Raw genomic sequence first — 21,705 nt, 5'->3', positions numbered from 1 at the left:
ACTATATACGCCTTACTATCACGTTCCTGTTCGTAGAGCCACGATTTCGCTATTCCTTCCTCTGACGATTCTTATTTCCAGCGTCAGACTTAAAACGGTCTATCCCCAGATCGTTTTAATCCGCTACCTCACGATAGTCAGACTTGGGAATCGCTATTTGACTCGCCGATAACTTTGACATCAGATATACTATAACAAAGTGAAATAAGAATCAAACAATTTAATTTTGAAATTCAAATCAATTTATAACGATATTTTAGAAGATATGCTGTGCTATTCCAGATTCAGTTTGCTATACATGCCCGTCGTACCACAAAATCCCGTATCTGATGAGGCACGGGATTTTTTAGCTTCTTTACTGAGATGGATTGTCTTTTTTAGTTCGTGCCAATCTCAGAGCACGATTTGGATTGAGACGATTAAACAGTTCTTCCAATTTCTTTTCATTCCAAACGTCTGCGGCGGAAACAAAATTGCCGTCCGCATCTCGGAAAGATATCGGTTTATCTCCCATACCAGTCTCCTAGTCTACAAATTCAAACTCAAATTTACCAATGCGAACCAAGTCCCCATCCTTAGCACCACGCGCACGAAGGGCTTCATCAACCCCCATACCACGAAGTTGGCGGGCAAATTTCATGACTGATTCGTCACGATCAAAGTTGGTCATATTAAAGAGTTTCATGAGTTTTTCACCAGAAAGTACCCATGTCGCATCGTCATCACGGCTAATTTCAAAGGCTTTCTCTTCCTCGTCAAATCCATAGTAAGCTTCTTCTTCCATATCTGACTCGTCGTAGAGCAAGAATTCTGGTGTCTTGTCTAACAATTCAGCTGTCGCATCCAAGAGCGTTGCCAAACCTTGCTTGGTCAATCCAGAAATCGGGAAGATAGCTGGTAACTCTTCAAATTCATCGTAGTTTTCAGCCAATTTCTTCTTGAATTCTTCAAGACTTTCCTGACTCTCAGGCATGTCCATTTTGTTGGCTACGATAATCTGTGGACGCTCCATGAGACGAAGATTGTATGACTCCAACTCCTTGTTAATGGCAAGATAATCCTCATAAGGATCACGTCCTTCACTAGCTGACATATCAATGATGTGAAGGATGACACGTGTACGCTCAATGTGACGGAGGAACTGAGTTCCCAAACCAACACCTTGACTAGCCCCTTCAATCAAACCTGGTAAATCAGCTACTGCAAAGGATTCGCCTGATTGGGTACGAACCATTCCTAGATTTGGCACAATTGTCGTAAAGTGGTAGGCGCCGATTTTAGGTTTAGCTGAGGTAATAACACTTAAAAGGGTTGATTTCCCTACTGATGGGAAACCCACTAAACCGACATCTGCCAAGATTTTTAGTTCCAATTGTAACTCACGTTCCTGACCTGGTTCTCCATTTTCAGAGATTTCCGGTGCAGGATTTTTTGGTGTCGCGAAACGAATATTTCCACGTCCACCACGACCACCGTGGGCAACGATAAATTCTTGACCATGTTCAATCAAATCTGTCAAGACCTTGCCAGTCTCTGCATCACGAACAGTCGTACCTTGTGGTACTCGAACTCTAAGGTCCTCAGCACCACGACCATGCATCCCTTTGGTCATTCCTTTCTCACCAGAATCAGCCTTGAAATGGCGATTATAGCGGAAATCCATGAGGGTACGTAGACCTTCATCTACAACGAAGACGACATTGCCTCCACGACCTCCGTCACCACCCCAAGGACCACCATTAGGGACATATTTTTCACGGCGAAAGGCAACCATGCCATCACCACCATTACCAGCCTTGACCTTAATCTTGGCCGTATCTAAAAACATACTCATTTTTTCTTCTCACTTTAAAAAAGGGCTGGGAAATCCCAGTCACTAAATTTTCTTGAATCTATTTTATAGATTACTGAGGGCACCAATTGCAGTTGCAAAAATTCCCAATAAACTTGCTACTAGCATGATAATCACGATAAACAAGGTTATTTTCTCAAACATAGTTTTTTTACGATTTCCATTATCTCCAAATGCCATTTTTCTCTCCTTCGTTACATTCTATTTTCTATTATCTTAGCATGAATTGAGCTAGTTTTCAATAGTCACTTGCTACAGGTGCAATAATCCATAAAATGATATAGGCTATAATTCCTGCTCCGTAACCAAAAGCAAGAACACCCCATATTACACGAACAATAGTAGGATCCATATCAAAATAATGGGCTACCCCAGCACAAACACCTGCAATCTTTTTATCACGACCACTTCTCATTAATTGTTTTTTCATAGCTTGTCCTCTTTCTATTCTTCACGGTCTTTCCAATAATCTCTTATGCTGATTAACTGTGTTTTTGAAGCCTTCAGCATACGTCTAGATCCTTTTACGGGCACAGCAACCACCTGTTGTGGAAGATACAAAACTGTCTTAAAGATACGCTGACTAACCGTATCATCTTTGGCTAAATCTTTCTGGAAGTTATTTGAAATAATGGCATCCAGATAAAACTCATGCACTCGTTTCCCAAAGTTTTCAGCTGAAATCTCGTACAACTTCTCTGATAAAGTATGCTCATTCATGTCTGGCGTTGCAATCAGGGCTTCCAAAATAGCGCCAGCCAAGTCATGTTCTCCATAGTACAAGGTTCCAAACATTTTATCACTGATAAGATTGTCCAGATAAGGATTTCCATGTGCAATGACAGGCGTCCCACTAGCCAAACTTTCCAAGTAGGTCAAGCCTTGGGTTTCACTTGTCGATGCCGAGATGAAGAAATCTGCCGCCTTATAATAGAGAGCCGTCTCACTAGGAGCAATCATGCCTGTAAAGATGACGGAGTCTTGAATCTCTAGTTTCTGGGTTTGCTCTTTGAGGTCATCCAGATAAGGACCATCCCCAGCTACCACCAGTTTGACCTTGTCTTCTTCTTTCAGAACTTCTGCAAAGGCTGCTAGTACTGCTTGAATATTTTTTTCATAGGAAATTCTGGAAAGGCTCAGCAACATCTGTTCATCATCTTGAATCCCTAGTTTACTACGTAGTTCTTTCAAATTTTCCTGCTTGATTTCCGGACGCTCAAACTTGGCTAATTCAATTCCAGTAGGAATGACCCGTTTTTCAACCTTGACTTTATAGTCAGATAGCAAATCATGGACAATCTCACTCGGGCAAATAACCCCATCCACATCATGCAGGAAACCTCTGACCAGATACTTTACCATGCTAGGACGAATCAGCAAACCCTTAGCAATATAATGAACATAGTCTTCGTACTGGGTGTGATAGGTATGGATGACTGGAATCTTCAATTCACGCGCAATCCAAATCCCCAACAAGCCAAGAGAAAATTCTGTCTGAGTGTGGATAATATCCAGTTGATATTGTTTGGCAATTTCAAGCGCCTTGCTAAAACCTCGATAGGCAAAGCGGCGATCTTTAAAAGCAAAGAAGGGAACACTTGGAATGCGGATAATTTGCCAATCTTCGTAGCGATTGACATCCTTATCTGTCGTCGTAAAGATAAAAACAGCATGCCCCTGCTTTTCAAGTTCTGTTTTCAAGGTTCGAATACTGGTCGCAACACCAGAAACCTGAGGAAAATAGGTATCTGTAAATAAACCAATTCGCATAGATTACCTCACTTTTTATTTTCTCCCTAAAGCGGCTTGCTTCTCATAAAAGTCCAACCAGATTTGTAACAGATGCTCTTCAGAATACTCTCTAGAAATATTCTTAGCTTTTTCTTTGAGATCTTTTAAGGCAACAGGATTTGCTTGATATTCTAAAATAGCCTCTTTCATCTCTTCTCTATCTGCTGTCCCCCGATAATTTCCCTCCAAAATAACCTTATAGAGATCTAAATCACGCAACATGATAGGAGCTTCACAACTAGCAGCCTCTAAAATCGTCATCGGAAAGAGCTCATTGTAACTAGGAAGCAAGAAAAGATCCGCTAGGGCATACAATTCGCGCATTCGCTCTGGCGATACAATACCTGGAAAAATCAAATTTTTAGGAGGATTTTCCATCATTTTCTTGTAACGTTCATAACCATCTGTCATACCACCAAAAGAGAAACCACCAGCCCAGATAAAGGTAATCTGAGGCAATTCCTCAGCCAGACAGATAAAATCATCAATCCCTTTGCGCTTCTGAACTTGACCAGCACCTACTACGATAAACTGATTGTCACTAAGACCTAGCTCTGTTCGCAGTCTCGCTACCTCTTCTTGTGGAAGAGGATGCCATTTTTCCTTGTTGACAAAGTTAGGAATATAGGTCACTTTTTCACGTGGAATACCAGCTACCACCAAATCCTCAATAAACATAGGATTGACCACCACCAAGTGCTCCATCCGGTTGTAAAAAGAAAATACATAGCGTTTCACAATTCCCTTTAAGAAAAATGGAATTTTCAAACTCCCCTCAAGTGTATCAGGCAAGAAATGCACATAGCCAATTTTCCTTCCTGAGCGTTTCTTTTGGAATGTTGATAAATAATAGGGGAAATCAATTGTATGAAAGTGAGTCACATCTGCCTCTATTGGAAGATTTTCTGTAACAATCAATTGGTCCTTGGCATCACGGTGAAGAAGACGAACTAATTCACGGTAAGCACCTGAAACTCCTTGTCCTGCTACTTTCTCACTTGAACTCAACATATTGATGCGTAATTTCTTTTTTTCCATAACTACTATTATATCATTTTCTTTGAATAAAATCAGCAAAAGAAAGGAGAGACTAGAGGAAAAGAAGAGGAAATTTCCTCGCTTTTCCAATAATCTCTCACATACTTTTATATGTTTACTTAATGCCTAGGGCAATGCGTGCATAGCGACTCATTTTTTCAACTGTCCAGGCTGGATACCAGACTAATTTAACTTCAGTATCCGTTACTTCTGGTACCTCTGTCATGGCATCATAAATCTGGTCCGTCAAAAGGTCTGCTAGAGGACAACCCATAGTTGTCAACGTCATATCAATCTCTGTTTGCCCTGTGTCGCCGTCAAAACGAATCTCATAAATCAAACCAAGGTTGACAATATCGATTCCCAACTCAGGATCGATGACTTCTTCCAAGGCTGTTAAAATTCGTGTTTTGATGTTTTCAATTTGCTCTTCTGTATAAGCCATATTCATCCTCACTCTTAGTCTTCAATAAAATCACGAAGCGGTTTGCTACGACTTGGTTGGCGTAGTTTTCTCAAAGCCTTGGCTTCAATCTGACGGATACGCTCACGGGTTACGTTAAAGACTTTACCCACATCTTCAAGGGTACGCATTTTTCCATCATCTAGTCCAAAGCGTAGACGCAGAACATTTTCTTCACGGTCTGTAAGAGTATCCAAGACCTCATCCAACTGCTCACGCAAGACGATACGAGTTGTATAGTCCACTGGATTTTCAATCACTTCATCTTCGATAAAGTCTCCAAGGTGGCTATCATCCTCTTCACCGATTGGTGTTTCAAGAGATACTGGTTCTTGGGCAATCTTCAAGATTTCACGAACCTTATCAGGAGTCATATCCATACGTTCAGCGATTTGTTCTGGCGTTGGATCTTGTCCCAATTCTTGAAGGAGATTACGCTGTTCACGAACCAGCTTGTTAATCGTTTCAACCATGTGAACTGGGATACGGATAGTACGAGCTTGGTCCGCAATAGCACGAGTGATGGCCTGACGAATCCACCAAGTTGCGTAAGTTGAAAACTTGAACCCTTTAGAATAGTCAAACTTGTCAACCGCCTTCATCAAGCCCATGTTCCCTTCTTGAATCAAGTCAAGGAACTGCATACCACGGCCGACATAGCGTTTGGCAATAGAAACAACCAAACGAAGGTTGGCTTCCGCAAGACGTTGTTTGGCTTCAATATCACCAGCTTCAACAGCCAGTGCCAATTCTTTTTCCTCTTCATTGGTCAAGAGAGGAACGACCCCGATTTCTTTCAAGTACATACGGACAGGGTCGTTGACCTTAGCCGAAGTTGACCCAATCAAGTCCTCATCGCTGAGTTCTGGTTCTTCTTCAGTACTAAGAACACGCGCACTTGGATTTCCTTCGTTATCTGTGATAGAAATTCCCGCATCCTGAATCCGTTGCAAGAGATCTTCAATCCCATCAGCGTCCAAGGTAAAAGGAACGACAAGACTAGCATTGATTTCATCATCTGTTGCTGTCCCTTTTTGCTTATGATTACGGATAAATTCTGCTACTTGTACGTCAAATGTTGTTACTTCTTTTTGTTTTGTTGCCATTATTACTCCATTCTTCTCTTTTGGGAAATTAAACGTTCCAATTCTTCTAGGGCTGTGTCTGTATCTCCTACATGGCTAGCTTCCTGCACCTTCTTTTTGATTCTCATATTGTCCTGATTCAAGAGAGCCTTGTTTCGAGTCATTTCTACTTCACTTAATTCCTGCGGTGACATCTCAGCAGGCAAATCCTGAGCTAAGACTTGGTACCAAGCTCTTTCAACTTCCTCTGTCTGTTCTGCTAAAACTTCTGGAGGAAGATTGCCATACTGACCAAGCAAGTCATATAGGACCTGAAATTCAGGTGTAGCAAATGCAAAGTCTTCTCGCAAGCGGTAATCGTTCAAAACAAGAGGGGATTCCATCATTCGATAAAGTAGATGGGCTTCTGCCCTCATAATAGCCGATAACTGCTTGGTGACAGGCATAGTGATTGGCGTCGGTCTGGAAATTCCTTCCATGCGATTCTGCCTTTGTGCCTGACGGCTTTCATTAACAATCTGCTCAATCTGGACATAATCAAAGGACGCCAAACTGTCAGCTAAAATATGAATATAACTGTTTTGAGCAGTGATAGACTTTTCTTGAACAATCAAGGGAGCTATTTTTTCAATAAACTCAATCTGAGCCTGCAGATTTTCACTATTTTCAGGCTTATACTGGTGAATGTAGAACTCAATCGGACTAATACGAGTTTTCGTTAATAGATAGGCCAAGTCTTCTGGGCCATTTTTTTGTAGATACTCATCTGGATCCAAGTTATCAGGCATGCTGACAATTTGCACAGGTATATCACCAATTTCGTCCAGCGCTTTCAATGTCGCAGCTTGCCCAGCCTTATCGCCATCGTAAACAAGAACCAACTTCTTGGTTAGCCTTTTCAGATGCTCAACATGCTCACGACTTAAAGCTGTTCCCATAGATGCGACAGCATTTTCGATTCCAGCCCGATAGGCTGCAATGACATCCATGAATCCTTCCATCAGGTAAATCTCACTGGCTTTACCAGAAGATTTTTTTGCCCTATCCATATGATATAATTCGTAACTTTTGTTAAAAATTGCAGTCGATCGGCTATTTTTATACTTAGAAGTTTGTGAATCCGTTTTCTGCCAGATACGACCTGAGAAGGCAATGACCTTTCCCCGGTCATTTGTCAGGGGAAACATAATGCGATTGTGAAAGGTGTCTACAAATTGATTGGCATCCGAGAGATAAAACAGTCCTGAATCTAGGAAATCCTCATCACGATACTGACCAGACAAACGTTGATAGAGATAGTTTCGTTCTGGAGGTGCCAAACCAATCCGAAAATGCTTGAGCACTTCATCTGTCAAACCACGCTGATAGAGGTAATTTCTGGCCTCCTCCCCCATGGTCGTTGTCATGAGAATAGCATGATAAAATTTAGCCGCATCTTCGTGCATATCATAAAGAGATTGGTGAGGCGAGGCTGGCTTCTGTTCACTATAAAGCGGTTTTTCCACCTCTATCCCGACACGCTGACCTAAGATTTGGACAGCCTCCATAAAGGGAACACCTTGGTACTCCTCGATGAACTTAAAGACATCACCCGAGCGACCACAACCAAAACAGTGGTAAAACTGCTTGTCCTCTACAACGTTGAAAGAAGGTGTTTTTTCACCATGAAAAGGACAGAGCCCTAGATAGTTCCGTCCTGCCTTTTGTAAAGAAATCACATCTCCTATGACTTCCACAATATTGGCATTGTTTTTGATTTCTTCAATGACTTGTTTGTCAACCATACACAATACCTCCATGTTATCATAGTTTACTTTATATAGTATACTTTATTTCAGAAAAAAAGTAAACCATTTCACTCATTTTCCTTACTTTATTCAAAGAGCTGATAATAATCAGAGATTTTCATTTTTGCTTTTTCTTCTTGGTTCAAATCTTGGATAATTCGTCCTTCTTTCATGACAATTAAGCGATTGCCATATTTGAGAGCATCTTCCATATGGTGGGTAATCATAAGCGCTGTCAACTGATCTTTCTTGACAAATTCATCTGTCAATTCCATCAAAGCCACACTGGTCTTTGGATCAAGGGCTGCAGTATGCTCGTCTAACAAGAGTAATTCAGGACGCTTCAAGGTTGCCATCAAGAGACTCAAGGCTTGTCTTTGACCACCTGATAAAAACTCAATCGGTGTATTCAAATGTTTCTCAAGACCGTTTCCCACTTTTTCAATGGTGGCCTGAAACTCATCCTTATAGCTAGCCAAACGTCTTGGAAAGAGTCCTCGCTTTTCACCACGAAACTTAGCAATCAAAAGATTTTCAGCCACCGTCATACGAGGAGCTGTCCCCATCTTTGGATCTTGGAAAACACGAGACAGATACTTAGCACGCTTCTCTGGTGAAAACTTGGTAACATCTTCACCCAAAATACGGATGGTTCCACTGGTTAAGGACAAGGTTCCTGCAATAGTGTTAAAAAGAGTTGATTTTCCAGCACCATTTCCACCTAAAATCGTGATGAAATCCTGTTCAAAAATTTCTAAGGAAACATCATTTAAAATAATCTTTTCTTCATCAAAGCCATTTTTAACGATTTTGGTTGCATTTTTTAATTCTACAATTGCTGTCATTTGCTTAACTTGGCTCCTTTCAAGATGGTTTGCTTAAATGTTGGAATCATGAGGCAGACTGCTAAAATCACGGCGCTGTACAAACGAAGGTAACTTGTATTAAAGCCAAGTGCGATAACTGCCCACACTAAGAATTGATAAGCAATAGAACCGACAACGATGGTAACCAGACGTTCTGCCAAGCTCAAACTCTTAAAGATAACTTCTCCAATAATCAAACTTGCAAGCCCCACAACGATGACACCAATTCCTCGAGATACATCAGCATAACCTTCTTGCTGGGCAATGAGGGCACCTGCAAGGGCAATCACACCATTTGATAAGACCAAGCCCATCAGCTCCATGCGCCCAGTATGAATCCCGAAACTTCTAGCCATATCAGGATTGTCACCTGTAGCAATATAGGCTTGTCCGAGTTTGGTGTCCAAGAAAAAGAGCATGAGAGCAATGACAAGACTCACAAAGATAAGACCTGTCAAAAGTTGATTCAAGTCTGAATCAAAAGGCAAGGCATCCTGAATTTGCTTGGTTCCAAGCAAGCCTAAATTTGCACGTCCCATAATCAAGAGCATGATAGAGTGACAGGAAGTCATCACCAAAATCCCTGAGAGCAAGGTTGGAATCTTCCCTTTTGTATAAAGAAGTCCTGCTACCATTCCAGCTAAACAACCTGCTCCTACAGCAAGCAGTGTCGCTAAAAAAGGGTTCACGCCTTTGGTTATCAGAGTGACAGCAACAGCTCCCCCAAGAGGGAAGGAACCTTCTGTCGTCATATCTGGAAAGTTCAAAATCCTAAATGTCATAAAGATTCCCAGACCTAGAATAGCCCAGACAAATCCTTGAGAAATAATGGAAACAATCATATTTTATTTAATCCTTTCTATATTCATCTTTTTAAAAAATGGGAAGAGTCTCCTCCTCCCTACCTTATTTATTCGATGACTTGTCCTGCTTCTTTTAGAACAGATTCAGGAATCGTAATACCTAGCTCTTGTGCCAATTTTTTGTTAATTACTGACTTGCCAGTTGAAAATACATTGACTGGAGTATCCGCTGGTTTTGCACCTTTCAAGACTTGCGCAATCATTTTTCCAGTTGCCACACCAAGGTCATGTTGGTCAACTACAACGGATGCCAAACCACCTACTTCTACCATAGCTGTCGCACTTGGATAAATTGGTTTCTTAGAACTTTGATTGCTAGAGACAACCGTTGGAAATCCTGATGCAATGGTGTTATCAATTGGAACCCAAATAGCATCTACCTTGCTAGTCATAACAGTGACAGTTGAGGCAATTTCATTTGTTGAAGGAACTGCAAATGTTTCTACTGTCAAACCTGCTTTTTCAGCATAAGCCTTAAATTCTTCGACCTGTGTTTTTGAATTGTCTTCGCTACTTGAATAAAGAGCTCCGATTGTTTTCACATTTGGTGTTAGAGTCTTGATGAGTTCAACTTGTTGTTGAGCTGGATTGTGGTCAGATACCCCTGTAATGTTGCCACCTGGTTTTTTCAAATCTTTGACCAAGTTAGCACCAATTGGGTCTGTAATAGCGGCCATGATAACCGGTAAGTCTTTTGTTGCACTAGCTAAACCTTGGGCTGCTGGTGTTGCAATACCAACCACAAGGTCATTCCCATTTGCAACCAATTGTTTACTCATTGTCGCAACCTTACTTTGGTCACCTTCTGAGTTCATAAAATCGATTTTAACTTGATCATCTTTATACCCTTCCTCTGCAAGTCCATCTTGAATCCCTTTATAAATCAAATCAAGGGATGGATGGCTCACAAATTGAAGCACACCAATCTTGGTTATTTTCTTCTCATCCTTATTATTCTGAGCTTCTGATTTATTCATTGAAGAGTAAATCAAGCTTCCTGCTACTAAGACTGCTAATGCAACGACAATTCCAATTAAACGTTTATTTTTCATTCTGTTTCTCCTTTTTATTCCTTTAAAACACTTCACTTATCTAATACTCTTCGAAAATCTCTTCAAACCACGTTAGCGTCGCCTTACCGTAGCTATGGTTACTGACCTCGTCAGTTCTATCCACAACCTCAAAGCAGTGCTTTGAGCAACCTGCGGCTAGCTTCCTAGTTTGCTTTTTGATTTTCATTGAGTATAAACAAGCGACGCCATCGTTTTCTTTCCATACTAACCTCCATCAAAAAATCCTCACACAAAAAACTTGTGTGAGGACGTCGATGCGCGGTACCACCTCAATTATAGGAAATTTCCCTATCGCTCTGTCTCGCAATCACGAGATGCACTGTAAGGTGTGCTCACCGAATTTTTATGATTTCAAATTCTAAATAACATTCAGCCCAATTTTCATCATCACCACTTATCTGTTTTCAGCTACCACAGACTCTCTAAAAAGTTTGTACGATTACTTTTCTGAATGGTTAAATTATATCATTTTTAAACTACTTGTCAATAGTCTATTAGAATTTTTTTCATCTTCACTTTTGAAAATGATTAACCTGAATTACGCAATCCTGTTGCAATTCCGTTGATGGTGATATGAATCAATCGTTCTTGATCACTGGACAATTCTCCACGGCGTTGGCGTTTAATCAACTCTAACTGAATATAGTTGAGAATATTAAAGTAAGGCATACGGTAATCCAGACTAGCTTTTAGATATGGATTGTCAGCTAAGAGTTCGTCATGTCCTTCAATAGCCAAGATAACGTTCTTAGTAACTTGCCATTCATTTAAAATAGTCTCATAGATGGCCTTAACTTGCTCATCTTCACAAAGTTTAGCATATTCAAAAGCAATATTCATATTTGATTTTGACAAAACCATATCAACATTTGAAAGAAGCGATTGGAAGAAAGGCCAATTTTGGTACATATCTCGTAAGATAGCAATATTCTCTGGATTTTTATCGATAAATTCCTTGAAGCTTGAACCAACCCCATACCATCCAGGGAACATAACACGACTCTGTGACCATGAGAATACCCAAGGGATGGCACGCAAACCACCGATTTCAGTAATCGTCTTACGAGCTGCTGGACGAGAACCAATATTAAAGCTTGAAATAGCCTTGATTGGACTTGACTCAAAGAAATAGTCATAAAAATGCTCATTAGCAAAGACCAAATCACGGTAGATATCATAACTACGATCCACCACTTGATCCATAATAGCTTCATAACGATTTGAGGTATTGGTATCGCTCTTCTTCTGAGTAATCATACGGTTAATAGCTGCCGATACTAGCATTTCAAGGTTATAGTAGGCGGCGTCTTTGTTACCGTATTTATTGCCAATTACTTCTCCTTGCTCCGTCAAGCGGATACGATCCTTGATAGACTTGAGCGGTTGGGATGTGATGGCTTCATAGGTTGGCCCACCACCACGACCGACAGTCCCACCACGACCATGGAAGAAGGTAACTTTAACGCCAAATTCATCTCCAATAGCAGTCAATTGTTGTTGAGCCTTGTAGAGGGTCCAACATGATGACAAGTAACCGCCATCTTTATTACTGTCAGAGTAGCCCAACATGATTTCTTGGTAGTTATTTCGTGAGGCAATCCATTTTTTGGCAAGAGGAAGAGAAAGATATTGTCTCATTGTTTCCTCTGAGTGATCCAAGTCTTCAATTGTTTCAAAAAGGGGAACAATCTGAACACGCGCCCTTTCCGTATCCACCAGTCCTACTTCTTTTAATAGAATAGCTAATTCTAGCATATCAGAAAGGCTGGTAGCATGTGAAATGATGGTCTGACGGATGACATCATCTCCCAACTTATCTTTCAAAACACGAGCCGTCTTAAAAATAGCTAGTTCTTTTGCTAATAATTCTGATTTTTCTGCGTGAGTCGCAGAAAGAATTCGGGGATCTTCTTCTAATTCTTTCAAGAGAAGGTCACACTTTTCTTCTTCGCTTAACTCGCTATAACGAGAATGAATTCCTGCTGATTTCAAGAGTTCTGCCACACAGGCTTCATAGACGCTAGAGTCTTGTCGCATATCAATTGATGCTAGGTAAAAACCAAATATCTCTACTGCCTGCAATAATTCTACAAAATCACCTGAAATCAAGGACTCGCCCTTATTTTCTAGTAGAGAATCTCGAATAGCAATCAAATCCTTGTAAAAATCATTGGCGGTTTCATAACGAGTCCCAACTTCCTTATCCTCAATCAGATAGGTTTTTGTTACTTGGATTTTTGACTGAATATCAAACAAGGCACGACGGTAAAGCTCTTTTTCGCGGTAAATCGAGTTATCCTTGGATTGACGAGCCATTTCTCTGACTTGCTTGCTGACATTGACAATGCTAGTTGAAAGAGAAAATTCACGATAAAGTTGGTAAATCTTTTCATCATAGTAGTTCATGATGACTTCACACTGAGTGAGTGCAGACTGCTTCAAGGTCTCTGCTGTAACAAATGGATTTCCATCACGGTCACCACCTATCCACATACCCATGGTGATTGGTTTAGCCTGTTTTAAATTCAGACCATGCGCTTGCGCTAAGCGCTTATACTCCGTCGTCAAATGAGGTAGAGCTTTCAAAAAGGAGCTGTTGTAATATTCCATAGCATTCGTGATTTCGTTAGTCACTTTTAATTTTTTCTCACGAATCATGTCTGTCTGCATGATAATTTCGATATAACGGCGCAAATCATTGTGCCATTTTTCTTTATTGATCAACCCCAACTTAACATCACGGTATTTACGCAAAAGACTATGAATATGATTTGTTAAATCCAACATACTTTTTCGTTGCACTTGTGTTGGATGGGCTGTCAAAACAGGGACAACATTCAAGTGTTCAAGAATTTCAACGGCATTTTCTTTTTCAGCAACCATTTTGATCGTTGTAGATAATTTACCTAAATAGTCCTGATCAATATTATTTTGATGATTGATTTCATAAGCTAAATCCACATCCTCTGAAATATTAATCAAAAGAGGTAAGATTGAAAAATAGCGTGAAATATAGACCATTTCATCATTTGATAAGCTAGTCACTAGACGGTTTAGACCTTGATAATCTTCCTGCGTTGATAATTCTTTCAACTGCATGATTTTTTCAAAGGTCTCTGGGGCAAGCATGTTTTTAGTAATATCTTCCAGCAATTCTGTTAGAATCAATACTTCTTCTTGCACAACACTTTTATTACTATAATTTTCTAATTTTTGAAGAGACATAGACTATCCTTTCTTTATTCTACTTCACAGAAGGTTCATTTGTTGATTTTCCAATTCTCGGTACAACTTAGCGCGTTTTTCACTGGCATCAATATTTAAGACAAAGGCCACTGCCACTGATAAGACTAGAAGACTATTTCCACCCTGGGATAAGAAGGGGAAAGTCACTCCTGTAGATGGAATCAAGCCCGAAATCCCTCCGATATTGACAAATACCTGAACCAACATCATCCCTCCGACACCGAGTGCAACCATGGCATTAAAAGGATTCTCCGCTCGGATACCGACCAAGATAATCCGCAGAATCATGAAAAACAAGAGAGCTAAAATAAGACTAGCACCAACAAAGCCAAATTCTTCAATCACGATAGAAAAGACAAAGTCTGTATGAGCTTCTGGTAAATAACCTCGTTTTTCAATCGAGTTTCCAAGACCTAGACCAAACCAACCGCCATTGACCATGGCAAAATAAGAATTAGCTAACTGGTGACCCGCATCAGCACGATCGGCAAAAGGATTAAAAAAGGCACTAAAGCGCTTGGCCACATAGCCAAATACTGGAATTTTTGAAAAGGTCTCAACACCGATTAGGCTGATAGTGGTCAAGACAAAGACAGAAGCGGCAGATACGAGCGCCAGAATGGTTGAAAACCAGCGATAAGCGATTCCACTAACTGTATACATAATCAAGGAAACCAAGACTAAAATAGTCGCATTTCCTAAATCAGGGAAAATTCCCAAACTTCCAATCAGAACTAGGAGAACAAATCGCCAATCATTAAAGGCACGGGGAAGCCATTGATTTTGAGTCAAAACTTGAAAATCATAAATAGCTATTTCTTCTTGCTGTTTGGAGAAGCAGTGAGCCAAATACCAAATAATAATGATTTTTAAGTACTCAGCTGGCTGAATAGTTACTCCTGCAACCGAAATCCAACCGTATGCCCCGTTTACGGAAATACCAATAAAACGAGCCAAGAACAGTAAAAGCATTTCTATCAATATAACTAAAATGATTAGTCGCTCATTTCTCAAAAAATCTAGTCTCAATTTATAAATTAAGGCAATCAGTATCAAACTAACAATCCAAAAGATTCCTTGGTTTCGAACCAATTGCAAGGCGCTCTTGCCTTCTTCAATTAAAATAGCGCTGGTGGTCGAATAGACCACAATCAAGCCCAAAATAGATAAAAGCAAGTAGGGAATCAAGATGGAATAATTTAATAAGTGCCTCTTACTAATCTTCATAGTATCACCACTCTACTAGGATACAGACAAATCTGTTCCAAATTCCGTTTTATTTTCTAGTTTTGATTGCTATTATACCATTTTTTCAGAAAGAAAAAAACTCTTACCTTACAATCCTTCGAATTTTACTGTTTTTACAGAATTAAGGCAGAATTTGAAATCGTAAAACCATTTTGAATAAGAGTTGCTTCAACCCCATCGACTCCGACTAATTAAGTTGCTTTCGTGAATGCCAAAATCAGCCGCAATTTGTTCATAAGTGCGCTATTCTCGCATGTATTGAATAGTTACCATGAGGAGATCGTCTAGGCTTAATTTGGTTTTTCGTCCACCTTTTGCGCGTTTACGTTGATAAGCTGTTTTTAACACAGCTAACATCTCTTCAAAAGTCGTGCGCTGAACACCTACAAGGCTCTTGAAACGGCTATCGCTTAATTGTTTACTTGCTTCATCATTCATAGTTTTATTGTATTGTATTTTTGTTTCGCAGGAAGTCTATTATCCCTTTCGTTACAAGGTTTTTACGCTTTTTCAAGCAATCCTACACACTCCACGCGTGGTGCTAGCAAACTTCTATATTATAGAACGAAAGTGATAGAGTTGTTGTTTAAAATTAAACTTTAGAATGAAAATATTTTATAGTTACCATTTTTTAACTTTATAGTTTAGAATTATCATTTTATAAATTTACTTGCTAACTTGTAAACTTTTTGAATCTCTTTACTACTAATATCCCAACCATCAAGTTCTTTTTTGATCAACTCTGGAAATTTTTTGCTAATATCCCTCAAAGCATTACCAACTGATTTTCTAACATATTCACTAGAATCTTCTTTTAATGTTGCGATTCGTTTAATAGCTTCATCTGGATTGTCATTGAAATATGGTCTACTCGTCCATATTCTCAAACCTTCTGTAACAGCTCTTCTAACGTTTGGATTAGTGTTTTGTAACCATTCGTCAATAACCGGAAGTGATTTTTCATAACCTGTTTGCTTACAAAATTCATCAAATGCTTTTGCTAATACTTCTTGAACTCTCCAATTGTCATCCTTTGAAACCTCATCCCTCATGAAGATCAAAATTTCTTCATACGATGACAAATATCCAAAGAGAAATACACTGTACATTCTAACTTGATATACATTGGATTTAAAGGCTAAAAATGCTAATTCTTTGGTATACGCAATATCATTTGATAGATAGTCAGCAAGAGCTCTTTTCTCTTCTTCTTTAAATCCATTTTCTATTAAAGAGAATTCTTTTTCTAAATTTAAAATATATTCTTTCATGTAACTTGACCCTGTCACTGAATTTTAATTATTTTTCTATTTTTTTTGATTCAAGATTATTTAAATAATCTTGGATTTCATTTACTAATCTTAATCTTGAAAACGAATCAATACCACCAGAAAGCATCCTTCCAAAGAAAACAGGAATTTTCCTATCCCCGAAAACTGTAAATGTATTTATATTACTATCACACAACCATTGAGAAACTTGTGAATTATTTATGTATACAAATTTTATACTTTTACCAGCTTCTATAAGAGACTCAATGTGAAGTTCCAACATTTCTTTGCAGTATTGAGGGTAAGATATTGATTTTTTAAGTGGAAGTTTTTTAGAGCTTGTTTCATGATAGTAGAACATATCTCCAATATAGATTGATACTTTACTATTTTGGTGATTTAAATACTCTTCATGTATCACATCTAAAAAATCTTTGCCCTCAGAATGTTCAATTTCTTTACTTAAAATATCCCATGATTTATTACACCAATGCCATTTAGCATCATTATCAAAGATATCATTCATTAGTTCATAAATAGGTTTATAGTATTTATTATAAACATAATCACTTTTAATGCTATTTTTCAAACTATACATATATGTCTTGTTAGTTTTCTCATTTTTTGCAGCTTCTTCATTTCCTGCAAGATTTAAACCAATAACCAAAACACAATCTTTTTCAGATGTTGAATTATCAAATTCAAAGCCTCTAACTCCAAGTCTTGGATCTTTCTTTTTTACATCTAAAGCCCTTGTTGTCTTTTCTATAAACTTATTATTTTCTGGACTAGTTGTCATAATTATAACTCCATTATTTACAGCTTTCTATAATAAACATTTGAAAAATAAAGTTACCAGTAGTACCTTTTCTCACTCAGATATTGTTCTTTTTGTTCTCTAGAATTTTCATGATTTCTAATCCCTAGTAATTCGTCTGTTGAAGAAACTATTGGGTCTATCCAGTCAGCTTTGGATCTAATCCAATCAATTTCTTCTTTGCTAAGCTTCCCCGCTATCTCCAGTTTATCAGCCATCAGTCTTAAATCATTTGCTGTTTGAAAATCTTCTAGTGTATTAAGAAGAGACATTGTCCTCTTCTTCGATTCTATTTTGTAATTTTCTTTTTCTATCTTGTTCTTCTTCGTATAGTCTTTCTCTCTCTTCACGTTCAAGTCGTAAGTTCTTAACTTTATAATACTCTTGGTAAATTAAAACAATTATTTCTGGGATTGATTGTTCAAGTGTGAATTCTTTAGTATCTTTAATGTATTTACCATCTATTATCTTAAATCAAAATTTTCCATTTGGAATATAGTCATACTTCTTTATTCTTGGTTTAAAAGCATATCTATTAAACTTAACGCTATCATTGTACTCTGCTAGTTCTTTAGCTTCTTCTTTTGTTAATTCATGACTTACTTTGTCTGTTGATTCTATAACTTCAAAACGAACGATATCCTTATCAATTTGAATATCCAAATTGGAAGTTACATTATCACCGATTCTTTCAATTACAGTAACTAGAGTATCTAAAAAGCGATATAAACGTGGAAGAGAATTTAGTGAAATATTTTTTACAAATTTAGGTTCTTTTAAATCATTATATCTGTGTCTAGAATCAAAGTAAGGATAGGAAGCAGCTTTTTCCCTCTTATTCCACTCTGCGATTTTATCTCTTAGATTAGCTACAGATTTATGTAATCTCTTATTTGGAGATTGGTTTAGGTTTGAAACGACTTCGATAATAAGTTCTATTTTATCGTCCTCTAAAAATGATAATGAACTTCTTATACTAGTTGTATCAAGCTTAAAAATATCTTTATTTTTATCTTCCGAACTTTCTTCTTTATGTTTACTAGGTTTTATTCTATTGTTCTTTAGACTTTTTCTATCAATATGAACTTCATTTACGTCATTTTGTGGTAATGGAATAATAAGTTCACTTAAATCTTGTCCAGTATTCTTACGATACCAATAACTACCATTTGGAATTGGAATTTCAAATTCTTTGCATTTCTTGAGTAAGTCTGAATAGCTTAAATCATATTTCAATGCAATTTGTTTTGCACTTATCTCCCAGATTTCTTCATAGAGTTCTTCTATAGAAAAGGTCTTTATCATCTTCATTTGAAACACCTTTACCCTTATATTTTACATCACCGTTTTTATATTTACCAAGCGAAAACGCAAATTCAAAGACTTCTAATTCTTCACTTCTGCATTTTCGCTTAATATAAAAAGTAAATCTTGTTTTAAACCGTTAAATTCCTCTATAATTTTATCTAAACTAGTTTCAATATTCTCAACACGAATCTCTGATAGCTTACCGTGATTGTATGAAATCATTCTTTCAGCAATAATATGATATGACCAACTCTCAGTGAAACGTCTGTCTCTTTCTTCGTTATGAATAGCAAAACCAATTGGAAGAAGATTATTTCTAAGACCTATAGCAACTGCCTGTGAACTTATACCTAAATAATCACCAGCAATTTTTAATGTGATTTTATTTAATTTTCTAATATCTTCGTCGGTATATTTCGGCATGTTAGTACTCCTTTGTTATAATTCAAAATGCAATATCATCTATGTAAAAATATCTTGATACGATGCTATCTAGTCGCTTTCCCTAATAATAAAATTAATAAGTTCCACATCTTAAAATATGTAATATAGGTCTACTACTATTTATCTCAATAAGTTGGTATAATATATTTCAGGAGGTAGAAAACTTGAATACACTTTTTATTATTGGAAATGGGTTTGATATGGCCTATCAATTAAACACAGGATACAATGATTTTAGAAAGTTCATAATAGACACTTGTAAAGAATTTGGTAGTAAATTTGACTTTAATAATGCTATTAATAGAATTGAACTTGAAGGTTTTAAAAATTTAACTATCCCTGAAGTCGATGAAGATAGCAAAAAATCATTTAAAGATGGCGGATATTATGGGTCTAACTATCATGAAGGTAATCTAGAAGCTTATGAATTCTTTTTCACTCTAACCGAATATGCAAATCATGATAAAAATGTCGATAATATTACATGGAATGAATTTGAAAAAAACTTTCTAAGATACCTTTCAAACAAATTCTAAAGGATAAGAACATCTGTTTAACAAAATTAAATGATTTAGTTTGTGTATATAAATTATGTCAAAATGCTGCCTTCTTTGATTGGATAAACTCAAAAATACAGAATCCTGAAAAAATCAAAATTAGAAGCAAACTCATTGATTCGTATTCAAATGCTGCTTTTTATTTGGTCTTTAATTGCACTACTGTTTTAGAAATAAAATATAACATTGAAAAAAATAAAATTTGTAATATACATGGTCAAGTTACAAACTCTGATAAAATAGGTACAGAAAACAATTTAGTTGTAGATTTCAAAAGTGAAGTGCCTTTAATATTACAAGACATTCTTCATAATTCATTACTAATTAAACCAGTTAGAAAACTTTTGAAAGAAAATATAGATTTTTTTAATAGCCTATTCACTTTGGAAGAAGTCTATGATTTCGGTCTAAATATTGTACCATCTGACATACCTGATATTCCGTATTTGAAAGAGATTATTAAACATACTGATTCAAATACAAAATTTTATGTCAACGACTATTATCTTACTGAGCAAAATAAGAACGACATACAGAACAACCTAAAAAATTGGGGATATAATGGTGTGGTTCAATTTATTAATATGATGTAAAATTTAAGACTCTAAAGGCAAAAAATATCGATTGTTTCCATACTTCCTGCTTTCCTAATCAACTTTCAAATATATAGCGTTTTCATTATTTTCTTAATCTATTATATCATTATTCAAAACAAAAAACTGCAACTTACTCGTTGCAGATACACAGATTTAATTCTGTTCTTTTTAGAAACTTATATTTTCATTTTCAGGCATAGTAAAGACATCGTTTTTTTCAAAATAAGGTTTTACCATTTCTTTCCATCTAGCTTTATGGAAGTTGATTGAGTTTAAAGGAGATAGGCCATAATTTCCCAATGCATAACCATCATTTACTTCAACAACAAGTGTTCTGCCATCACTAGTAACACCAATATCTAGTCCATAAGCTATTGGCGCATCTTTCCAACATGATATGGCTTTATCAATTACACTAGGATCAAATTGTGCATGATAATCACCTGTATAGGGTCGAACATCTAATACGCTACCATCTAAAACAAAACAACGCCATTCTGCTATGAATTCTGCAACCTCACTAATCCATATAGGATAGTCAAAAGGTAGACCAATACCTATCAAATCACGGGTTCCGTTAACAACTCTTCCAGTAAAGACTTTTGAACCAGCTTTAGGCTTAATAAATTTTCCCCAATTATCAGGTATATTTACAATCTCTCCTAAAACACCTTCATAAATCTTTCGACCATAAAAGTCTTTAAGCTCAATAGGATAGTCATAAACCGGAACATTTAACCCCATCATTTTTAGCAATGCTCTAGTCTCCATTATATAATCTACAACTATATCTTCACTTGTTAACTGTTCTATTTCAGAAAAAGATTGATATAAAATAATTTCTTCTCCTTGTAAGTAGGCACCTACTTGAGCATTGTATTTATTAATTGAAACTTCACTTGGTAGTTTGCTTTGTCTAATATAAACAACCATTTCATCACTCCTGCTTCACTAGTGTTGCACCTGTTTGTAAAAAAATAATAGCATTTTTGCTCTTATTTTTTTGAGTAAATAGCTCCCATAATATCATCGAAATAATCAACAGTATTTAGGAGTAATTCTATAACCTGGGACTTTGTTAGTCGCATTCCTCTTCTATCTCTAGCATCTTCTACTAAATTTTCAAGTTTCTCTAGATTTTTATCATCCAAGCTAATCATTATTCTATTTTTATCGGTTGCCATTTTCTTCACCTCTAGTTAATTCTATCACAGGTGTAACACTTGTGTCAACTGGCTTTTATAATACATTAGTTTAAAAGTGGAGAGAATTTTTAACATAGTAACTTTAAATCTTTAGTATTAAAAAATTTTCACAGTATTTATAGAAATAAAATCTATCTCAAATAAGTTATCAAATCTAGTATAAATTATGAGCGGCTACTCTAATACTTTCCCTCT

The 21,705-nt window shown here is 37.2% G+C and carries 23 protein-coding genes, 1 pseudogene and 1 other annotated feature; of the genes and pseudogenes, 2 read left to right on the top strand and 22 right to left on the bottom strand.

What is annotated here, in order from left to right:
* Nucleotides 1–355: 355 nt before the first annotated feature.
* The 20 genes and pseudogenes from WKI42_RS00885 to WKI42_RS00790 form a co-directional block, all read right to left on the bottom strand.
* Entirely contained in the window at nt 356–514 is a 159-nt protein-coding gene (locus WKI42_RS00885) for a hypothetical protein (protein WP_007284777.1), read from the bottom strand.
* A 9-nt stretch (nt 515–523) separates the two neighbouring features.
* Nucleotides 524–1,834 carry a GTPase ObgE gene (gene obgE, locus WKI42_RS00880; protein ID WP_173307005.1) on the bottom strand — a complete coding sequence of 437 codons (1,311 nt, stop codon included), beginning with the start codon at nt 1,832–1,834 and terminating at the stop codon, nt 524–526.
* 63 nt (nt 1,835–1,897) lie between these two features.
* The gene (locus WKI42_RS00875) at nt 1,898–2,032 is read right to left on the bottom strand and encodes a DUF4044 domain-containing protein (protein WP_000863859.1); all 135 of its coding nucleotides are present in this window, start codon (nt 2,030–2,032) and stop codon (nt 1,898–1,900) included.
* Between the two features lie 58 nt (nt 2,033–2,090).
* Complete coding sequence (locus WKI42_RS00870; RefSeq protein ID WP_172929981.1) at nt 2,091–2,267, bottom strand: PspC domain-containing protein; 177 nt, start codon at nt 2,265–2,267, stop codon at nt 2,091–2,093.
* 29 nt (nt 2,268–2,296) lie between these two features.
* Nucleotides 2,297–3,622 (bottom strand): glycosyltransferase family 4 protein, encoded by a 1,326-nt coding sequence (locus WKI42_RS00865; protein WP_368080928.1) that lies wholly within the window; start codon nt 3,620–3,622, stop codon nt 2,297–2,299.
* A 15-nt stretch (nt 3,623–3,637) separates the two neighbouring features.
* Entirely contained in the window at nt 3,638–4,681 is a 1,044-nt protein-coding gene (gene cpoA, locus WKI42_RS00860; RefSeq protein WP_368080927.1) for an alpha-galactosylglucosyldiacylglycerol synthase, read from the bottom strand.
* Nucleotides 4,682–4,796: 115 nt separating this feature from the next.
* Complete coding sequence (locus WKI42_RS00855; RefSeq protein WP_000331929.1) at nt 4,797–5,126, bottom strand: metal-sulfur cluster assembly factor; 330 nt, start codon at nt 5,124–5,126, stop codon at nt 4,797–4,799.
* A gap of 14 nt (nt 5,127–5,140) precedes the next feature.
* Nucleotides 5,141–6,250, bottom strand: a complete 1,110-nt coding sequence (gene rpoD / locus WKI42_RS00850; protein ID WP_000201907.1) for an RNA polymerase sigma factor RpoD — start codon at nt 6,248–6,250, stop codon at nt 5,141–5,143.
* Between the two features lie 2 nt (nt 6,251–6,252).
* Complete coding sequence (dnaG, locus tag WKI42_RS00845) at nt 6,253–8,013, bottom strand: DNA primase (protein WP_368080926.1); 1,761 nt, start codon at nt 8,011–8,013, stop codon at nt 6,253–6,255.
* A gap of 89 nt (nt 8,014–8,102) precedes the next feature.
* Nucleotides 8,103–8,861, bottom strand: a complete 759-nt coding sequence (locus WKI42_RS00840) for an ABC transporter ATP-binding protein (protein WP_173307001.1) — start codon at nt 8,859–8,861, stop codon at nt 8,103–8,105.
* Entirely contained in the window at nt 8,858–9,724 is an 867-nt protein-coding gene (locus WKI42_RS00835; RefSeq protein ID WP_050207529.1) for an ABC transporter permease, read from the bottom strand. Before WKI42_RS00835 ends, WKI42_RS00840 begins: the two co-directional genes overlap by 4 nt.
* Nucleotides 9,725–9,792: 68 nt before the next feature.
* Nucleotides 9,793–10,797, bottom strand: coding sequence for a tryptophan ABC transporter substrate-binding protein (gene trpX / locus WKI42_RS00830; RefSeq protein WP_173307000.1), 1,005 nt, complete (start codon nt 10,795–10,797; stop codon nt 9,793–9,795).
* 262 nt (nt 10,798–11,059) lie between these two features.
* Nucleotides 11,060–11,277, bottom strand: a binding site (T-box leader).
* A 69-nt stretch (nt 11,278–11,346) separates the two neighbouring features.
* The gene (ppc, locus tag WKI42_RS00825; protein WP_368080925.1) at nt 11,347–14,043 is read right to left on the bottom strand and encodes a phosphoenolpyruvate carboxylase; all 2,697 of its coding nucleotides are present in this window, start codon (nt 14,041–14,043) and stop codon (nt 11,347–11,349) included.
* A 24-nt stretch (nt 14,044–14,067) separates the two neighbouring features.
* On the bottom strand, nt 14,068–15,291 hold the full coding sequence (gene ftsW, locus WKI42_RS00820) for a cell division peptidoglycan polymerase FtsW (protein ID WP_368080924.1): 1,224 nt from the start codon (nt 15,289–15,291) through the stop codon (nt 14,068–14,070).
* Nucleotides 15,292–15,434: 143 nt separating this feature from the next.
* Nucleotides 15,435–15,750, bottom strand: a pseudogene (locus WKI42_RS00815) (helix-turn-helix domain-containing protein); the annotation flags it as partial.
* Nucleotides 15,751–15,965: 215 nt separating this feature from the next.
* Complete coding sequence (locus WKI42_RS00810) at nt 15,966–16,583, bottom strand: DNA alkylation repair protein (protein ID WP_172934768.1); 618 nt, start codon at nt 16,581–16,583, stop codon at nt 15,966–15,968.
* A 28-nt stretch (nt 16,584–16,611) separates the two neighbouring features.
* Nucleotides 16,612–17,382 (bottom strand): hypothetical protein, encoded by a 771-nt coding sequence (locus WKI42_RS00805; RefSeq protein WP_172934769.1) that lies wholly within the window; start codon nt 17,380–17,382, stop codon nt 16,612–16,614.
* Between the two features lie 53 nt (nt 17,383–17,435).
* Nucleotides 17,436–17,672: a hypothetical protein gene (locus tag WKI42_RS00800; protein WP_240151474.1), complete on the bottom strand. Its 237-nt coding sequence runs from the start codon at nt 17,670–17,672 to the stop codon at nt 17,436–17,438.
* Between the two features lie 202 nt (nt 17,673–17,874).
* The gene (locus WKI42_RS00795; protein WP_240151475.1) at nt 17,875–18,711 is read right to left on the bottom strand and encodes a hypothetical protein; all 837 of its coding nucleotides are present in this window, start codon (nt 18,709–18,711) and stop codon (nt 17,875–17,877) included.
* A gap of 75 nt (nt 18,712–18,786) precedes the next feature.
* Nucleotides 18,787–19,131, bottom strand: a complete 345-nt coding sequence (locus tag WKI42_RS00790) for a hypothetical protein (RefSeq protein WP_001127479.1) — start codon at nt 19,129–19,131, stop codon at nt 18,787–18,789.
* A 185-nt stretch (nt 19,132–19,316) separates the two neighbouring features.
* On the opposite strand from WKI42_RS00790, the gene WKI42_RS00785 reads away from it, so the two are divergent.
* Both WKI42_RS00785 and WKI42_RS00780 read left to right on the top strand, forming a co-directional pair.
* Nucleotides 19,317–19,688 carry an AbiH family protein gene (locus tag WKI42_RS00785; RefSeq protein WP_172934770.1) on the top strand — a complete coding sequence of 124 codons (372 nt, stop codon included), beginning with the start codon at nt 19,317–19,319 and terminating at the stop codon, nt 19,686–19,688.
* On the top strand, nt 19,667–20,302 hold the full coding sequence (locus WKI42_RS00780) for an AbiH family protein (protein ID WP_172934788.1): 636 nt from the start codon (nt 19,667–19,669) through the stop codon (nt 20,300–20,302). The genes WKI42_RS00785 and WKI42_RS00780 overlap by 22 nt, the downstream gene beginning before the upstream one ends.
* Nucleotides 20,303–20,473: 171 nt before the next feature.
* Here WKI42_RS00780 and WKI42_RS00775 read toward each other — a convergent pair whose 3' ends face one another.
* Together WKI42_RS00775 and WKI42_RS00770 are read right to left on the bottom strand one after the other, a co-directional pair.
* Nucleotides 20,474–21,238 carry an ATP-grasp domain-containing protein gene (locus WKI42_RS00775; RefSeq protein WP_050252851.1) on the bottom strand — a complete coding sequence of 255 codons (765 nt, stop codon included), beginning with the start codon at nt 21,236–21,238 and terminating at the stop codon, nt 20,474–20,476.
* A gap of 62 nt (nt 21,239–21,300) precedes the next feature.
* Nucleotides 21,301–21,489 carry a hypothetical protein gene (locus tag WKI42_RS00770; RefSeq protein ID WP_000179769.1) on the bottom strand — a complete coding sequence of 63 codons (189 nt, stop codon included), beginning with the start codon at nt 21,487–21,489 and terminating at the stop codon, nt 21,301–21,303.
* Nucleotides 21,490–21,705 lie beyond the last annotated feature (216 nt).

Source organism: Streptococcus pseudopneumoniae (genome assembly GCF_038148935.1).
In the GTDB taxonomy this organism is placed as follows: domain Bacteria; phylum Bacillota; class Bacilli; order Lactobacillales; family Streptococcaceae; genus Streptococcus; species Streptococcus pseudopneumoniae_U.
The sequence above is the reverse complement of the archived record's forward strand: the minus strand, read 5'-3'. Positions and strand labels throughout refer to the sequence as shown.

Bases quoted from the DNA above. Each gene is read 5' to 3' on its own strand.
- dnaG (WP_368080926.1), bottom strand. From the start codon at position 8,013: ATGGTTGACAAACAAGTCATTGAAGAAATCAAAAACAATGCCAATATT.
- WKI42_RS00805 (WP_172934769.1), bottom strand. From the start codon at position 17,382: ATGACAACTAGTCCAGAAAATAATAAGTTTATAGAAAAGACAACAAGG.
- WKI42_RS00770 (WP_000179769.1), bottom strand. From the start codon at position 21,489: ATGGCAACCGATAAAAATAGAATAATGATTAGCTTGGATGATAAAAAT.
- WKI42_RS00840 (WP_173307001.1), bottom strand. From the start codon at position 8,861: ATGACAGCAATTGTAGAATTAAAAAATGCAACCAAAATCGTTAAAAAT.
- WKI42_RS00800 (WP_240151474.1), bottom strand. From the start codon at position 17,672: ATGTCTCTTCTTAATACACTAGAAGATTTTCAAACAGCAAATGATTTA.
- rpoD (WP_000201907.1), bottom strand. From the start codon at position 6,250: ATGGCAACAAAACAAAAAGAAGTAACAACATTTGACGTACAAGTAGCA.
- WKI42_RS00790 (WP_001127479.1), bottom strand. From the start codon at position 19,131: ATGCCGAAATATACCGACGAAGATATTAGAAAATTAAATAAAATCACA.
- WKI42_RS00855 (WP_000331929.1), bottom strand. From the start codon at position 5,126: ATGGCTTATACAGAAGAGCAAATTGAAAACATCAAAACACGAATTTTA.
- WKI42_RS00870 (WP_172929981.1), bottom strand. From the start codon at position 2,267: ATGAGAAGTGGTCGTGATAAAAAGATTGCAGGTGTTTGTGCTGGGGTA.
- WKI42_RS00810 (WP_172934768.1), bottom strand. From the start codon at position 16,583: ATGAAAGAATATATTTTAAATTTAGAAAAAGAATTCTCTTTAATAGAA.
- WKI42_RS00885 (WP_007284777.1), bottom strand. From the start codon at position 514: ATGGGAGATAAACCGATATCTTTCCGAGATGCGGACGGCAATTTTGTT.
- ftsW (WP_368080924.1), bottom strand. From the start codon at position 15,291: ATGAAGATTAGTAAGAGGCACTTATTAAATTATTCCATCTTGATTCCC.
- WKI42_RS00835 (WP_050207529.1), bottom strand. From the start codon at position 9,724: ATGATTGTTTCCATTATTTCTCAAGGATTTGTCTGGGCTATTCTAGGT.
- WKI42_RS00865 (WP_368080928.1), bottom strand. From the start codon at position 3,622: ATGCGAATTGGTTTATTTACAGATACCTATTTTCCTCAGGTTTCTGGT.
- ppc (WP_368080925.1), bottom strand. From the start codon at position 14,043: ATGTCTCTTCAAAAATTAGAAAATTATAGTAATAAAAGTGTTGTGCAA.
- WKI42_RS00875 (WP_000863859.1), bottom strand. From the start codon at position 2,032: ATGGCATTTGGAGATAATGGAAATCGTAAAAAAACTATGTTTGAGAAA.
- obgE (WP_173307005.1), bottom strand. From the start codon at position 1,834: ATGAGTATGTTTTTAGATACGGCCAAGATTAAGGTCAAGGCTGGTAAT.
- WKI42_RS00775 (WP_050252851.1), bottom strand. From the start codon at position 21,238: ATGGTTGTTTATATTAGACAAAGCAAACTACCAAGTGAAGTTTCAATT.
- WKI42_RS00795 (WP_240151475.1), bottom strand. From the start codon at position 18,711: ATGAAGATGATAAAGACCTTTTCTATAGAAGAACTCTATGAAGAAATC.
- cpoA (WP_368080927.1), bottom strand. From the start codon at position 4,681: ATGGAAAAAAAGAAATTACGCATCAATATGTTGAGTTCAAGTGAGAAA.
- trpX (WP_173307000.1), bottom strand. From the start codon at position 10,797: ATGAAAAATAAACGTTTAATTGGAATTGTCGTTGCATTAGCAGTCTTA.